General features: G+C 71.2%; 6 protein-coding genes and 1 pseudogene. 1 reads left to right on the top strand and 6 read right to left on the bottom strand.

Annotated elements, in window-relative coordinates:
- Positions 1–73: 73 nt before the first annotated feature.
- The 3 genes from ACZ45E_RS20905 to ACZ45E_RS20895 are packed head-to-tail and all read right to left on the bottom strand — an operon-like array spanning position 74 to position 4540.
- Positions 74–1615, bottom strand: coding sequence for a long-chain-fatty-acid--CoA ligase (locus ACZ45E_RS20905; protein ID WP_468222579.1), 1542 nt, complete (start codon positions 1613–1615; stop codon positions 74–76).
- Positions 1615–2901 carry a 5-aminolevulinate synthase gene (gene hemA / locus ACZ45E_RS20900; protein WP_468222578.1) on the bottom strand — a complete coding sequence of 429 codons (1287 nt, stop codon included), beginning with the start codon at positions 2899–2901 and terminating at the stop codon, positions 1615–1617. Before hemA ends, ACZ45E_RS20905 begins: the two co-directional genes overlap by 1 nt.
- A gap of 55 nt (positions 2902–2956) precedes the next feature.
- Complete coding sequence (locus ACZ45E_RS20895) at positions 2957–4540, bottom strand: class I adenylate-forming enzyme family protein (RefSeq protein ID WP_468222576.1); 1584 nt, start codon at positions 4538–4540, stop codon at positions 2957–2959.
- Positions 4541–4897: 357 nt separating this feature from the next.
- On the opposite strand from ACZ45E_RS20895, the gene ACZ45E_RS20890 reads away from it, so the two are divergent.
- Positions 4898–7177, top strand: coding sequence for an MMPL family transporter (locus ACZ45E_RS20890; protein WP_468222574.1), 2280 nt, complete (start codon positions 4898–4900; stop codon positions 7175–7177).
- A gap of 68 nt (positions 7178–7245) precedes the next feature.
- Here ACZ45E_RS20890 and ACZ45E_RS20885 read toward each other — a convergent pair whose 3' ends face one another.
- The 3 genes and pseudogenes from ACZ45E_RS20885 to ACZ45E_RS20875 form a co-directional block, all read right to left on the bottom strand.
- Positions 7246–8409: an acyltransferase family protein gene (locus ACZ45E_RS20885; protein WP_468222572.1), complete on the bottom strand. Its 1164-nt coding sequence runs from the start codon at positions 8407–8409 to the stop codon at positions 7246–7248.
- 236 nt (positions 8410–8645) lie between these two features.
- Positions 8646–11864 (bottom strand): non-ribosomal peptide synthetase, encoded by a 3219-nt coding sequence (locus ACZ45E_RS20880; protein WP_468222571.1) that lies wholly within the window; start codon positions 11862–11864, stop codon positions 8646–8648.
- Between the two features lie 195 nt (positions 11865–12059).
- Positions 12060–15146: pseudogene (locus tag ACZ45E_RS20875) on the bottom strand (type I polyketide synthase); the annotation flags it as partial.
- Between the last annotated feature and the right edge of the window lie 11 nt (positions 15147–15157).

Here is a 15157-nt window from a genome sequence, read left to right as displayed (position 1 = left end):
CCGCAGCCGTGCCGCGGGTGCTACGCCGATTGCTTCTGTGGCGGCCGGTCGGCCGCATCTGCTTTCTGTGCGGCTACGAGCCGGCGGCCGGTTCGTATTGCGAGACGAGCGTCCGCTTGAGAACTTTTCCGCTGGATCCCAGCGGGAGAGCGTCGGTGAACTCGACTCGACGGGGGTATTTGTATGCGGCGAGCCGCTCTTTGCCCCATGCGATGATCTCGTCGTCCGTGCCCGGGGTGATGTCCTGCGGCCGGGCCGGCACCACGACCGCCCAGACCTCCTCACCGAGTTCGGGGTGCGGAACACCGATGACCGCCACCTGTGCCACGGCCGGATGCTTGACGAGGATCTCCTCGATCTCGCGCGGGTAGACGTTGTAGCCGCCGCGCAGGATCAGGTCCTTCTTGCGGCCTACGACCGAGAGGTAGCTGTCGCCGTCCAGCCGGCCGAGATCGCCGGTGCGGAACCAGCCGTCGGTCAGGACCTCGGCGGTGAGGTCCGGGCGGCCGAGGTATCCGGCCATGACGGTCGGACCGGACACCACGATCTCGCCCACCTCGCCGACGGGCAGGAGATCGATCCCGTCGGAGTTCGGCCGGGTGATACCGACATTGATGCCGGTGATCGGAACACCGACTGTTCCGGGGCGGAACGTCAGGCCGGGGTAGTGGTAGGCGACGCTGCAGGAGGTCTCGGTCATGCCGTAGCCCTCGTACACGGGACAGCCGAACGTGTTCCGGATGTCGTCGAGGGTCTTGACCGCGAGCGCCGATCCGCCGCTGTACACGCGGTCGAGCCGGGGCACCGGCTCTCCCTGGGCCACCGCGTCGAGCAACTTGACGTACATGGTCGGTACACCCATGAACACCGTGCACCGGTGTTCCGTCATCAGCGCGAGAGCCTCCCGGCCGGAGAACCTCTCCATCATGACCAGGGAGATACCGGCGCGGAAGCCGGTCAGCATGGCGCAGATCTGTCCGAAGCCGTGCGACAGCGGCAGGCACCCGAGCAGGACGTCGTCACCGCGGAACGCGTACGGAGTGGTGACCATCCTCTCCACGTTGAACAGGATGTTCCGGTGGGTGAGCATCACCCCTTTCGGTTCACCTGTCGTACCGGACGTGTAGAACACCACCGCGACGTCGTCGGGTTCCCGCATCTCGAACGTGTCGAGCGGCGGGGTGTCCTGTGCCGCGCTCTCCAGGTCGACCGTGCCCGCGGGGCCCGGGCCGACGGTGAGGAGCTGGGTGCCGAGCGGCTCCGCCGCCTCTCTCGCCCGGGCGAGCAACGAGTCGGCGCACACCAGGAAACGGGCGTCGGCATCGGCCAGTACGTGCCCGATCTCCGACGCGGTCGCCATGCCATTGAGCGGGATTACGACAGCGCCGGCCGCCAGCGCGCCGAAGTACACGACGGGGAACCGCGGGGTGTCGACCAGGAGCATGGCGACCCGGTCGCCCGGCCGTACCCCGTTGGCCCGGAGCACGGCGGCGTAGCGACGTGCCTGTTCCCACAGCCATCCGTAGGTGTAGTGCTCGGACTCGTGGATGACGGCGGAGTGGTCGGGTCGCTGCGCCGCCGTGTCGGCCAGCACACCGGCAACTGACATGGTCATTACGACGGCAGTCCGTCTTTCGCGGCGGTACGGGCGCCGCCACCGCGCCGCCCGGTCGTGAACCAGTCACGGGAACTCGCGGTCGGAATGTTCAGTTCCTTCCAGATCCCGTGCAGGGCGTGGGCGAAGTTCTCGACGTCTTCCTGCTCGTGCACGGCGGACGGAGCGATCCGCAGGATCTCCTCGCCCGCGGGCACGCTGGGGGCGTTGATGGACTGGACGTAGATGCCGTGCCGCTCGAACAGCAGCCGGGACGCCTGCTTGCACATGTCGTCGTCGCCGACGAAGGCCGACACGATGTGGGAGTCCGTCGAGATGAACGGGATGTCGGCCTCGATCAGGAGGCTGTGCAGGTGCCGCGCGTTCTCCGAGAGGACCTTGCGCTCGACATCGGAGGAGCGCAGGTACTGGACCGACGCCAGCGCACCGGCCGCGATCGCCGGCGGCAGCGAGGTGGTGAAGACGAACGAGCGCGAATAGGTGCGCACCGCGTCCACGAGGGCGGCCGGTCCCGCGATGTAGCCGCCGACCGTTCCGTACCCCTTGGCCAGGGTGCCCATCACGACCGTGAACCGGTCGGCGATGCCTTCCTGCGCGGCGATGCCGGCGCCCTGCGGACCGTACATGCCGACGGCGTGGACCTCGTCGATGTAGGTCGTGGCACCGTACTTGTCGGCGATGTCGGCGATCTCGGCGAGCGGCGCCACGTTGCCCGACATGGAGTAGACCGTTTCCGCGACGATGAGCTTCGGGGAGTCGGCGGGAGCGGCCGCGATCAGCTCTTCGAGGTGGGCGACGTCGTTGTGCCTGAAGACGTGCTTCTTCGCGCCGCTGTGCCGGAGACCGTCGATGATCGAGGCGTGGTTCTTCGCGTCGGAGAACACGACGGTGTCTTCCGGCATCCCCGCCAGCACGGAGAGGGAGCCCTCGTTGGCCGTGTACCCCGAGGTGAAGAGGATGGCGGCTTCCTTGCCGTGCAGATCCGCCAGTTCGTTCTCGAGGCGGACGTGGTGGTGGTTGGTTCCACCGATGTTCCGGGAGCCTCCGGAGCCCACGCCGTGGACATCGATCGCGCTCTGCACGGCCGCGATGACCTGGCGGTTCTGGGCCATTCCCAGATAATCGTTGCTGCACCAGACACTGACTTCCGAGTCCACCCCGTCGCGCCGCGCGGAGGCCAGCGGGTAACTACCGGAGCGACGGCCTATCTCCAGGAATTCGCGCTTGCTCTCAGCAAGGTCCTCAGCGGTTTTCCCGTTCAGGTATGATGCCAGGTGGGCGTTCATTCTTTCGCCTTTTCGACGTAGCGGTGGGGTTGTTACGCGAACCAATTGGTCTGCGTCAGACATATTGCGATCTCAGGAGCACCTTGTCGGGCTTTCCGCTGCTGTTCATCGGCAGAGCGCTCAGGACATGTATCTGCTCGGGCACGTGGATCGGGGAGAGCGTCTCGGCGATCCTGGCGCGGATGTTCTCCACTTCGACCACCTCGGCCGGATCGCATTCGATCGCGGCGTGGATGTGCTCGCTGCCGTCCTCGTCCCGCACGCCGTAGACGGCGGCGTGGCGGACGCCCGGGTGGGAGAGGATCTCCGCCTCGAGAACGATGGGGTGGACCTTGACGCCGCCGACCTTGATGACGTCGGCCACCCGGCCCAGAAGTGTCAGATATCCTCGTTCGTCGAGATAGCCGATATCTCCGGTGAAGTACCAGCCGTCGCGGAGGACTTGGGCCGTCAGTTCCGGTTCGCCGTTGTAGCCGTCCATCATCTGGGGCGAGCGGACGCGAACCTCGCCGATTTCACCGGTCGCCAGCTGCGCACCCGTTTCCGAGTTGCAGACAACGATCTCCACGTAAGGGAAGGGCCGCCCGACGGTGGCCGCGAGCTCCGGGTCGCCGTGTTCCGGGGGCGTCAGGGTCGTGATGCGGCCGCACTCGGTCGCGGCGTACCCCTGCCACAGCACGGGACCGAAGATCCGGAACGCCTGGGTGAGCCGGGCGGGCGCCGCGGGGCTGCCGCCGTAGACGATCCGCTTCAGCGAGCCCAGGCCCGCGGCTTCCACCGCGTCCCTGTCGCGGATTCCCCGCTCAAGCAGGTGGTCGATGATCTGGAACACGTGGTTCGAGGCCATGAACGTCCACGCGATCTCCTTCTCCGCGGAGACGGTGTCCACGAGTTTCCCGGCGTCGAACTTCTCGTGGACGTAGAGCGCTCCGCCCATGGTGAGGGCCGCGTCCGCCATCGGGGCCACGCCATGGCTCAGCGGCGTCGACACCAGGAGCGACGCGCAGTCGGCTTCACGGCCGAGCTCCACCCACGCACGCAATGTGGCTTCCCACGCGTGGCCCGCCACCCGGATTCCCTTGGGCCGTCCCGTGCTGCCACTGGTGTAGTTGATGACGGCCAGCGCGTCCGGCTCCCACGACGCGGCGTCCGGGACACCGGCGGCGTCGGACCGGCCGGCCTCACCGCCGCCCTCGTGCTGAGGTCGCGTCACCGGGATCCCACTGGCGGCAGCGAGCTCTGCCGCGCGCTCCGAGCTTTCGGCGTCGGCGTAGACGGTCACGGCCGCGGTCTCACGCAGGATCTGGATCTGGTGATCCAGCGGAAGGACCGTGGCCCTGGTGCCGGGGTTGGTGGTGCGCAAATAGCACACGCCACCGCCGAGCAGATGGGTCGCGTACCGCACGGTGAGCGTCTCGGGGCTGTTGGGTGCGACCAGGATCGCCACCACGTCCCCTTCGCCCACCCCGCTGTCGCGCAGCGCACGAAACGTTTCAGTCACCGACCGGATCAGATCGGCACCGGAGAAGGATTCCCCACGCCAGTGGAAGACATCTCGTTCCGGCGCGTCCGCGAGCAGTGAGAGGATCTCCGCCACATAACTCTTGCTTGCGCTCCACCAATGCTCGGGCAGACTCATGGGACCTTCCTTTGATTTCGCCGATCATGGCGATGCAATGCGATCGGGCGGTGCGTTCTTCGCCGTGAACTCGATATGCCGTGCAATGCAGATAAGTAAGAGATCTGACCTGTGATCAACTTCAGGCCGTAACTCTGTCCCCCGCTGCTAGCGGGGCGCTCGACTCCAGCCGGACCGGCCCGCGGTGGTCACGTCCGCGCGGGGCGCCTGAGCTTCGCTCGACTCCGGCCGGAGCCGCCGTCCCGGGCCTCCTGAGAATCCGGCCCCCGCTCCGCCCGTTGGGCCACGGTGTGGACATGCCAGAGCCCTCGGGCGTCTGCGTTCCTCACCCCCCACCCGACGGAAGTGCGGTTTTCGATGGCTACTTTCCTGTACAGACTCGGCCGCTTCGCCTTCCGGCGACGCGGCCTCGTGACGCTGCTGTGGGTCCTGATCGTCTGTGGTGTCGGTGCCGCGGCCTCGTCCGCTCCGGCGCCGCCGACCGAGCAGTTCTCGATGCCGGGCACCGAGTCGCAGAAGGCGTTCGACCTGCTGGAGGAGAAGTTCCCGGACGCCGGCGCCGAGGGTGCCACGGCCCGTGTGGTGATCCGCGCGCCCGAGGGCAGGAAGATCGCTGACGAGAAGGAGGCGATCCGCGAACTCGTCGGTGAACTGGACCGGGCGCCCCAAGTGGAGGGCGTCGCCGACCCGTTCACCGCCGGCTCGGTCAGCGACGACGGCCGCACCGCCTACGCGCTGGTGACCTACGAGGTCTCCGCGCCCGACCTCACCGACCAGGCGCACGACGCACTCACCGAGGCGACCGACCGGGCCCGCGACGGTGGCCTCACCGTCGAGGCGGGCGGCGACGCGGTCCTGGTCGACGCGGCCATGTCCGGCGCCGGTGAGCAGGTCGGTGTCCTGCTCTCGGCCGTCATCCTCTTCCTCACCTTCGGCTCGCTCGTCGCCGCCGGCATGCCGCTGCTCACGGCCCTGATCGGGGTCGGCGTCGGCGTGTCCGCCATCGCCGCGCTCGGCAGCACCCTCGGGCTGTCCGCCACGACGTCGACGCTGGCCATGATGATCGGCCTCGCGGTCGGTATCGACTACGCCCTGTTCATCGTCTCCCGCTACCGTGCCGAGATCGCCGAGGGCCACACCCCCGAGGAGGCCGCGGGCCGGGCGAGCGGCACCGCCGGTTCGGCCGTCGTCTTCGCCGGGCTGACGGTCATCATCGCGCTGGCCGGCCTCGCGGTCGTCGACATTCCGGTCCTCACCAAGATGGGCCTCGCCGCCGCGGGTACGGTCGCCGTCGCCGTGCTGATCGCGGTCACCTTCGTGCCCGCCCTGCTCGGCTTCGCGCCGCGCCGGGTGCTGCGCGTCGCCGACCGCCGGCTCGTCCGGACCAAGAAGCCGCTGTCGGAGCGCGCGCGGCGCAGGTCAGAGAAGAAGGCGGCGCGGTCGGACGCGCGGACCAGGCCGGTCCTGTCCGCCCGCTGGGCCGCGTTCGTGGTGCGCCACCCGCTCGGTGTGCTCCTCCTCGCCGTCGTCGGTCTCGGTGCGCTCGCCCTGCCCGCGACCAGGCTGGAGCTCGGCCTGCCCGGCGAGGGCACGATGGCCACCGACACCACCCAGCGCAAGGCGTACGACCTGCTGTCCGACTCCTTCGGCCCCGGCTTCAACGGTCCGCTGACACTCACCGTCGAGGGCAAGGACGCCGCCGCGGCCGGTGACAAGGTCGGCGAGGCCCTGGAGAAGACCCCGGGCGTCGACTCGGTCTCGAAGGCCACGCCCAACAAGGCGGGCGACACGGCCATCCTCAGCGTCGTACCGACGACCGGCCCGACCGACGCCGCGACCGAACAACTGGTCAAGGACGTGCGCGAGCGGGCCTCCGCGCTCGGGGCGTCCGCGGGGGCCACCCGGATCCTGGTGACCGGCCAGACCGCGCTGTTCATCGACTTTTCACGGACCCTGTCCGACGCCCTGCTGCCCTACCTGGCCCTGGTGGTCGGCCTTGCCTTCCTGCTGTTGCTCCTGGTGTTCCGGTCGGTCCTGGTGCCGCTGAAGGCGGCGCTCGGCTTCCTGCTCTCGGTGAGCGCGGCGCTGGGCGCGGTCGTCGCGGTGTTCCAGTGGGGCTGGGCCGCCGACGTCTTCGGCATCGAGCAGCCCGGCCCGATCATGACGACGATGCCGATCTTCATGATCGGCGTGGTCTTCGGTCTCGCCATGGACTACGAGGTCTTCCTCGTCACGCGGATGCGTGAGGCGTACGTCCACGGCGCCCCGGCGAAGGAGGCCGTCGTCACCGGGTTCCGGCACAGCGGGCGGGTGGTCGCGGCCGCCGCGCTCATCATGATCAGCGTCTTCTCCGGCTTCGTCGTCGAGGTCAACGACCTGGTCAAGATGATGGGCTTCGGTCTCGCCTCGGCCGTCCTGTTCGACGCGTTCGTGGTCCGCATGGTGATCGTGCCCGCCGTGCACTCGCTGCTCGGCGACGCCGCCTGGTGGCTGCCGAAGTGGCTCGACCGGTTGCTGCCGAACGTGGACGTCGAGGGCGAGAAGCTGCGCCGGCGGCTGCGGTCCGCTCCGCCGCGGGGTTCGCGGGACGGGAGCGGGCACGAGCGGGACCTCGTACCGTCCGCTTCCCAGGACTGAGGTCGCGCCGGGCCGTGCCGCGGGTCCGCCGCGGCACGGCCCGGGCGTCGGGGCGCAGACGAGGGCTCTCAGGTCCAGAGCAGGCCGGCGACGGCCAGGCAGACCGTGGTCAGACCGGCCGCCATCGCGAGGAAGGTCAGCCGCGTGCTGCCGGTCAGCCGGGGCCAGGACCGCACGGGGTCCTCGACGAAACGCTTGGACAGATAGGCGAGTACCAGCGCCGTGGCCAGGACACCCAGGCGGACAGGGAGGTCCAGCACCCCGTCGGAGACGGCGAGGGGCATCAGGATGAGCAGCGGCCAGTGCCACAGGTAGAGCGAGTAGCTGATGCCGCCGAGGAGTTGGACGGGCTTCGACGAGGTCACCGGGGTGTGCCACTGCCGGTGCGGGGTGCTTCCGGCGGCGATGACGAGGGCCGTTCCCAGGGTCGGGAGCAGGGCCGCGGTGCCGGGGTAGGGCGTGAGGCCGGTGAAGTGGACCGCGGAGCCCACGAGCGCGGTGAGGCCGACGAGGGAGGCCACGTTGGCGACGGGCGCGGGCAGGACGAGTCGTCTGCCGAGCAGGGGGATCGCCGCGCCGACCGCGAACTCCCATACGCGGACCGGGGTCGTGAAGAAGGCGGCGTTCGGGTCCGCCTCGGTGAGGTGGACGCACCAGGCCAGCGAGGCGAGTCCCAGCACGGCGACGCCCGCCAGGCGCGCCCAGGGCTTGCGCAGGGTGAACAGCAGCAGGAGGAGCAGGGGCCACACGAGGTAGAACTGCTCCTCGACCGACAGCGACCAGAAGTGTGCCACCGCGGTGACCTTCATCGGGTCGACGGGCTCGGTGCCGAGCAGCCAGTTCTGTCCGTACAGGGCGCTGGCCAGCACCTGGCGGGCCGAGTCGGACCAGCGCTCCTGCGGGAGCAGGGTGTGTACGGCGACGACGACGCTGACCAGTACCAGCAGCGCTGCGGGCAGCAGGCGGCGGATGCGCCGGGCGTAGAAGTCCGCGATCCGGATGCGGCCGGTGGCCTCGATCTCCTGGATCAGGTGCGCGCTGATCAGGTAGCCGGAGATCACGAAGAAGGCGTCGACGCCGACGAAGCCGGCGGTGAGCACGGTCGGCCACAGGTGGTGGAAGACGACGAGTCCCACGGCCAGGGCACGCAGTGCCTGGATGTCCGGGCGGAAGCCGGTCTGTGGGGCGCGGGTGGCACCGGGTCTTTCGAGGGTGGGTTGTGCGGTCGGCATGGCACTCCTAGGGCACTGGTCTGGTGGGAGCGTGCGGGAGTGGACCAGTGGCTCTGCGTCCTGGTCCCGCACCGGGGCAAGGACGCTCGTCCGCGGAGCTTTTGGTGGGGTCGCCCTCGGGTGGACGCTCTCAGGATCCGGTGGAGTGCCGCACAAGATGTGGTCGAGTCCGGCTTGCGCGCCGGGCGAGAGGTGCGTGCCGGGGCCGCGGCTTCGCGGTCCCGGCGGGCCGCGCCTCAGAGCACCGCGCCCTCCTTCGTCCGCCTGCGCAGGGTCGGCCTGCTGGACCGGGCGAGGTCCTTCCACATGTCCGACAGGCCGCTGACGGTACGGGCGGCGAACAGCCGGCGGATCGACACCTCCTGGTTCAGCTCCGCGCGGATCAGGCCGACCAGCCGGATCGCCCGCAGCGAGTTGCCGCCGAGGTCGAAGAAGTCCTCGTCGATGCCGACCCGGTCCAGTTCGAGCACGTCGGCGAAGGCCGCCGCCAGTTTCCGCTCGGTGTCGTTGCGCGGCGCCCGGTACGTCTGGTCGTCGAACTCGGGTGCCGGCAGGGCGGAGCGGTCCAGCCGTCCGTCGGCGGTGACCGGCAGGCGGTCGAGGAGCGTGCACACCGACGGCACCATGGGCTCCGGCAACCGCTCCGCCGCGAACCTGCGCAGGTCGTCGGCCGCGAGGGTGCGGCCGCCCGCCGGGACCGCGTAGGCCACCAGCCGCTGCTGTCCGGAGCCGTCCGCAGCGGCTACCACCACCGCCTGTGCGAGGCCGGGGTGCTCGGACAGCGCCGCTTCGATCTCGGCCGGCTCGACGCGGGTGCCGCGGATGTCGGCCCGGGCGTCGGACGGGCCGAGTTGGTCGAGCCCGCCGTCGGCGCGGCGGCGTACTCGCTCTCCCGTCCGGTGCATGCGCGTACCGGGCGGGCCGAACGGGCAGGCCACGAAGTGTTCCGCGGTCCGTCCGGGCCGGCCGGGGTAGCCGCGCGTCACGCCGGGCCCGGCCACGTACAGCTCTCCGGGTACGCCGACGGGGACCGGGGCGAGTCCGGGTCCCAGGACGTAGAGGGCGGTGTCGTCCAGGGGGTCGCCGAACGTGTCGGTGCCGGGCCCCTGTCGGTCCGCGGTGAGCCGCTGGGAGGCGGCGAAGACGGTGGTCTCCGTGCTGCCGTGTCCGGTCACGACCGTCAGGCCGGGGCAGCTCTCCCGTACCCGGCGCAGCGCGGCGGCGGGTACGGGGTCCCCGCCGGTCCACACCTCCCGCAGCCCCGCGAGACGCTCGGGGTGTGCCGCGGCGATCGCCGAGAACCGGGCCGCGGGCAGCCACATGGTGGAGATGTCGTGCGCCGCGCCCGCCCCGGCCGGCGCGTCGTGGTCCGGCTCTTCCGAAGCCACGACGATCCGGCCGCCGTTGAGCAGAGGCGCCCAGAATTCGAGGGCGAGGGCGTCGGTGGTGGGCGGCGAGTGCCACAGCACGGTGCCGTGGCCGGCGTCCTGGATGCGGCGGTCCAGGACGAACCGCTCCATGTTTCGGTGGGTCACGCCAACTGCCGTGTCAGCGCCGGGAGTTGTTGTGCTCTGCACCAGGGCCAGCAGGTTGTCCGGCGTGAGCGCGGCCGCCGGCGCACCGGCGCTGGTCTCGGTGGCGGTCTCCGACAGGGTGTCGTCGTACGCGATCACCGGTATGTCCAGGTCGCCGCGGAGTGCTTGCGCTGTCGCCGCGTCGGTGAGCAGCAGACGCGCCGGGGAGTCGCCGAGGTGCGACGCGATCCGGGGCGCCGGGGCCGCCGGGTCGACCGGGAGGTAGGCCCCGCCCGCCTTCACCACGCCGAGCAGGGCGACGGCCAGCTCCGCCGAGCGGGGCAGCGCCACCGCCACGACCGTCTCGGGTCCGATGTGCCGCCTGCGCAGGGCCCCGGCCAGGCGGCCGGACCGCTCGTCCAGGTCCCGGTACGTCGTCGCCGAGTCGCCGGACACGATCGCGACGGCGTCGGGGGTCTGCTGGGCCCGGCGGGTGAACAGCTCCGCGACGGTCGCGCCCGGGGCCGGCGCGTGCGTGTCGTCCGGCGCCGTCAGTACCTGGTTCCGCTCCGCGCCGCTCACCACGTCCAGTGCGCCGACCGGCTGTTCGGCGGCGGCCACCAGGGCGCGGATGTGGTCGGTCAACTCGGCGCCGATGAAACGGAGTTCGGAGCGGGAGTAGAGCCGCGCGGGAGCGTCGAGCCGGATGAACAGGTCGCTGTCGGCGGTCCCGTCACGGTAGACGGCGATCGACAGTTCGTCGAAGGCCCCGGTCGTCCCGCCGAGGTAGCGCGCGGGGTGGCCGTCGAAGTGGAGTTGTTCCACGAAGTCGACGACGTTCAGGACGGCGCCGAAGCTGCCGCGGTCGCCGAGGGTGGTGTCGCTCGCGCGCTGGATGTCCGAGTAGTGGCAGAGGGTGTGGCCGAAGAGTTCGTACGTCTCGTCGACCATTGCGTCGGCGATCTCGGTGAAGGTCGCGCCGAGCGGCACCTTCACCCGCACCGGCACGACGTTCACCGCGAGGCCGGGGGTCCTGCTCGCCGCGCCGACCCGGTTGCCGACGGCCAGGGAGAGGAGGAACTCCGGGCGCTCGCAGCGGTGCCGGAAGTAGACGGCCGCGGCCGAGGTCAGCATCGTGGACATCCACACGCCCAGGGACTGCGCGGCCTCGGTCCACGTCTGCGCTTCGGCGCGGGGCACGGTCAGCGTCCGGCTGACCATGCCGATGGGTTCGGTCAGCTCGCCCCAGCGGTCGGCGCCGCTCATCGGTGCGCAGAGCGCGGCCCGCTGGTCGTCGGAGAGGGCGATGTGCGGCAGCCGCGCGGGCGCGGGCGCGTCCGTGAGGTAGTCGCGCCAGAACTCGGTGTCCTCGGTGAACTTCTCGGAGTCGCGGTACGCGGCCGCGTCGGCCGCGAAGGACTCGGCGTCCCACGGGTGCGCCTGCTCCGGCGCCTCCTCCCCCCGGGCCAGCGCGGTGTACACCTCGGCGAGGCGCTTCGAGAGCAGCCCGCCGGTGCCGAACCCGTCGGAGACGAGGTGGTGGTAGGCGATCACCACGAGGGAGCGGGTCGCCGCGAGCCGCACGACGCCCAGCCGGAACAGCAGGTCCCGCTGGAGGTCGAACGGCCTGCGCACCAGGTCGGCCAGCGCCTCGCGGGCCGCTCGCTCGGGGTCGGCCTCGGCGCTGACGTCCAGGTGGAACGGTCGCCACTCCCCCAGTTCCCGGGGGGTGAACCGCAGTTCGCCGCCGTCGTCGTCGGCGAAGGTGACGCGCAGTACTTCCGCTTCGCCCAGCACGTGCAGGAACGCGGATTCCATGACGGCCGCGTCGAGTTCACCGTCCACATCCCACATGGTCAGTGCATGGTTCAGCGTGTCGGGAGAAACCTTCTCCGCCAGCCACAGCCCTTTATGCGCAGACGACGCACCGAACGAACGCACACGGATCAACCCCTCGGGGAAACAGGAAGAACAGGTTCGGGAATCGCGGGAAATCGCGGATCGCCTCAGCCTCACGGAGGTGAATCAGCCGGGCAACACGGTTGGTGCCGGGCCCGGGCCGGGGCCGTCCGGGGTTGTGGTGTCCCGCCGGCGGGACATGCCCGGGGGCGCCGGTGCCCCCGGGCGGTGGTGGGTTCACCGCGGGCCGCCCCGCGTGATCGAGGTGGTGATGTGCTCGGCGACGCGCCGGGGCGAGGGGTGTCGCAGCACGAGGTTGGCCCGCAGTTTGAGCCCGGTCGTCGCGGTCAGGCGTTTGCTGAGTTCGACCGAGAGCAGCGAGTCGAAGCCGATCGCCTTGAACTCCTGGTCGGGGTCGACGGTCCCGGCACCGGCGTGGCCGAGGACGACGGCGACCTTGGCGAGGACCTGGTCGAGGACGAGCTGCTGCGCCGCGTCGCCGGAGAGGGCGGCGACCCGGTCGGCCAGCGGTTCGAGGTCGTCGTCGTCCTCGGGCACCTCTGGCGCGGGCATCTGCGCCACCGCCGTGTGCGAGGAGTTCAGCCAGTACCGCTGCCGCTGGAACGCGTAGGTCGGAAGGTCCACGCGCCGGCGCGGGCCGAAGAGGGCGCCGAGGTCGGTGGAGCCGCCGCGCACGTGCAGCCCCGCCAGGGAGCCGAGCAGGGACTCCACCTCGTCCCGGTCCCGCCGCGTCGAGGACAGGACGATCGCGCCGTCGACGTCCTCGACCGTCTCCTGCACCGGCACGGTGAGCACGGGGTGCGGGCTCATCTCGATGAACACCCGGAACCCGTCCTCGGCCAGCCGCCGGACGGAGGGGGCGAAGAGGACCTTCTCCCGCAGATTGGCGTACCAGTATGCGCCGTTCAGCTCCGCGGTGTCGGTCTTCTCGCCGTGCAGGGTCGAATAGAACGGCAGCGCCGATGTGGTCGGACGCACCTCGGACAGCGCTGTGGTGACCCGGTCACGGACCCGGCCGACCTGGGGGGAATGGGAGGCGTAATCGACGGATATTCTTCGCGCCTGTACCCCTTCGGCCCGCATTTTCTCGATGAATTCGTCGAGTGCGCCGGGTTCGCCGGACACCACCACGGAGCGGGGCCCGTTGACCACGGCGACGCTCACCGCCCCGCCCCACGGGGCGAGACGTTCCGCCACGACGTCCGCGGACTCCGCGACCGATGCCATCCCGCCGTGCCCGATCAGGTCGACGAGGGCCTGGCTGCGGAGCGCCACGATCCTGGTCGCGTCGCGCAGGGAGAGCGCACCGCACACGTGAGCGGCGGCTATCTCGCCCTGGCTGTGGCCCACCACCGCGGCCGGTTCCACGCCCCAGGACCGCCACAGGGCGGCCAGGGAGACCATGACCGAGAAGAGCGCGGGCTGGACGACGTCCACCCGGTCGAGTCCGGGCGCACCCGGCTCGCCGCGCACCACGTCGAGCAGCGACCAGTCGACCCACTCGGCCAGCGCGTCGGCGCACGCGTCGAGGCTCCGGGCGAAGACGGGGAAGGTGGCGTACAGCTGTCGTCCCATCCCGGCCCACTGCGATCCCTGGCCGGGGAACATGAAGACGACACCGCCGGGGTCGCGGGCGGCGCCGCGGATCACGGCGGGGGAGTCGGTGCCGTCGCTCAACGCGGCCAGGGCGTCGGACAGTTCGTCCCTGCCGCGGCCGAGGACCACCGCGCGGTGCTCGAACCGGGACCGGCTCGTCAGCAGCGACCAGCCCAGGTCGGCGGGGTCGAGGTCCGGGCGGGCGGCGACGAACTCGCGCAGTCTGCCCGCCTGCCGTTGCACGGCCGCCGCGCTCTTGCCCGACAGCACCCAGGGCACGAGGCCGCCGGCCACGTCCGGGCCCGGGTCCGTGGCGTGCTCCTCGGCCGGCTCCCGCGGTGGTGCCTCCTCCAGGATGACGTGCGCGTTGGTGCCGCTGACCCCGAACGAGGAGACCCCGGCCCGCCGGGGGCCGTCGGCCCGGGTCCATTCCCGCCCCTCCACGAGGAGTTCGACGGCGCCGGACGCCCAGTCCACGTGCGACGAGGGCGCCGCGACGTGGAGGGTCTTCGGCAGGTGGCGGTGGTGCAGGGCCAGGACGGACTTGATGACCCCGCCGACGCCCGCGGCGGCCATGGAGTGCCCGATGTTCGACTTCAGGGAGCCCAGCCGCAGCGGCCTGTCCGGCGCCCGGTCCTGGCCGTAGGTGGCCAGCAGCGCGCCCGCCTCGATGGGGTCGCCGAGCGTGGTCCCGGTGCCGTGGGCCTCGACCAGGTCCACCTCGCGGGCCTGGACGCCCGCGTTCTCCAGGGCCTTGCGGATCACCTTCTCCTGGGCGCGGCCGTTGGGAGCGGTCAGGCCGTTGCTCGCGCCGTCCTGGTTCACGGCGGAACCGCGCAGGACGGCCAGGACGGGGTGGCCGTTGCGGCGGGCGTCGGAGAGCCGTTCGAGGAGGAGCACGCCCACGCCCTCGGCCCAGCCGGTGCCGTCCGCGCCGTCCGCGAACGCCTTGCACCGGCCGTCCGCCGACAGCGCCCCCTGCCGGGAGAACTCCACGAAGAACGCGGGCGTCGACATCACCGACGCCCCGCCCGCCAGCGCGAGCGAGCACTCCCCCGACCGCAGGGACTGCGCGGCCAGGTGCAGGGCCACCAGCGACGACGAGCACGCCGTGTCCACCGACACCGCGGGCCCGGTCAGGCCCAGTTCGTACGCCACCCGGCCGGAGGCGACGCTGAGCGCGCTGCCGTACAGCAGGTGGCCCTCCAGCTCCTTCTGGCCCGCCTCCAGGAAGCGCCAGCCGTACTCGGACGAGCTGACCCCGGAGAAGACGCCGACGTCGGCGCCGCGCATGTCGGCGGGGACGATGCCGGCCCGTTCGAACGCCTCCCACGACGTCTCGAGGAGCAGGCGGTGGTGCGGGTCGATCGTCAGGGCCTCACGCGGGCTGATGCCGAAGAAGCCCGCGTCGAAGGCGGCCGCGTCAGTCAGGAACCCGCCGTGGCGCGTGTACGAGTGGCCGGGCGTGTCGGGGTCCGGGTCGTAGACGTCCCGCCATCCGCGGTCCTTGGGGAACTCCCCGACGGCGTCCCGGCCGGCGCGGACCAGCTCCCACAGGTCCTCGGGGCCCGACACGCCTCCCGGGTAGCGGCAGGCCATGGAGACCACGGCGATCGGTTCGCCGCGGCCCGCTTTCAGGGCGTCGTTCTCCTGCCGGAGGCGGTCGCGCTCCTCGATGAGCGTGCGCAGCGCCCGCTGGACCCGGTCCGCACCGTCCG

It is taken from the genome of Streptomyces sp. NPDC030991 (genome assembly GCF_055571235.1).
Note: the sequence above shows the minus strand (reverse complement) of the source record. Positions and strands in the feature narration are given on the sequence as shown.

Bases quoted from the DNA above. Each gene is read 5' to 3' on its own strand.
- ACZ45E_RS20905 (WP_468222579.1), bottom strand. From the start codon at position 1,615: ATGACCATGTCAGTTGCCGGTGTGCTGGCCGACACGGCGGCGCAGCGA.
- hemA (WP_468222578.1), bottom strand. From the start codon at position 2,901: ATGAACGCCCACCTGGCATCATACCTGAACGGGAAAACCGCTGAGGAC.
- ACZ45E_RS20895 (WP_468222576.1), bottom strand. From the start codon at position 4,540: ATGAGTCTGCCCGAGCATTGGTGGAGCGCAAGCAAGAGTTATGTGGCG.
- ACZ45E_RS20890 (WP_468222574.1), top strand. From the start codon at position 4,898: ATGGCTACTTTCCTGTACAGACTCGGCCGCTTCGCCTTCCGGCGACGC.
- ACZ45E_RS20885 (WP_468222572.1), bottom strand. From the start codon at position 8,409: ATGCCGACCGCACAACCCACCCTCGAAAGACCCGGTGCCACCCGCGCC.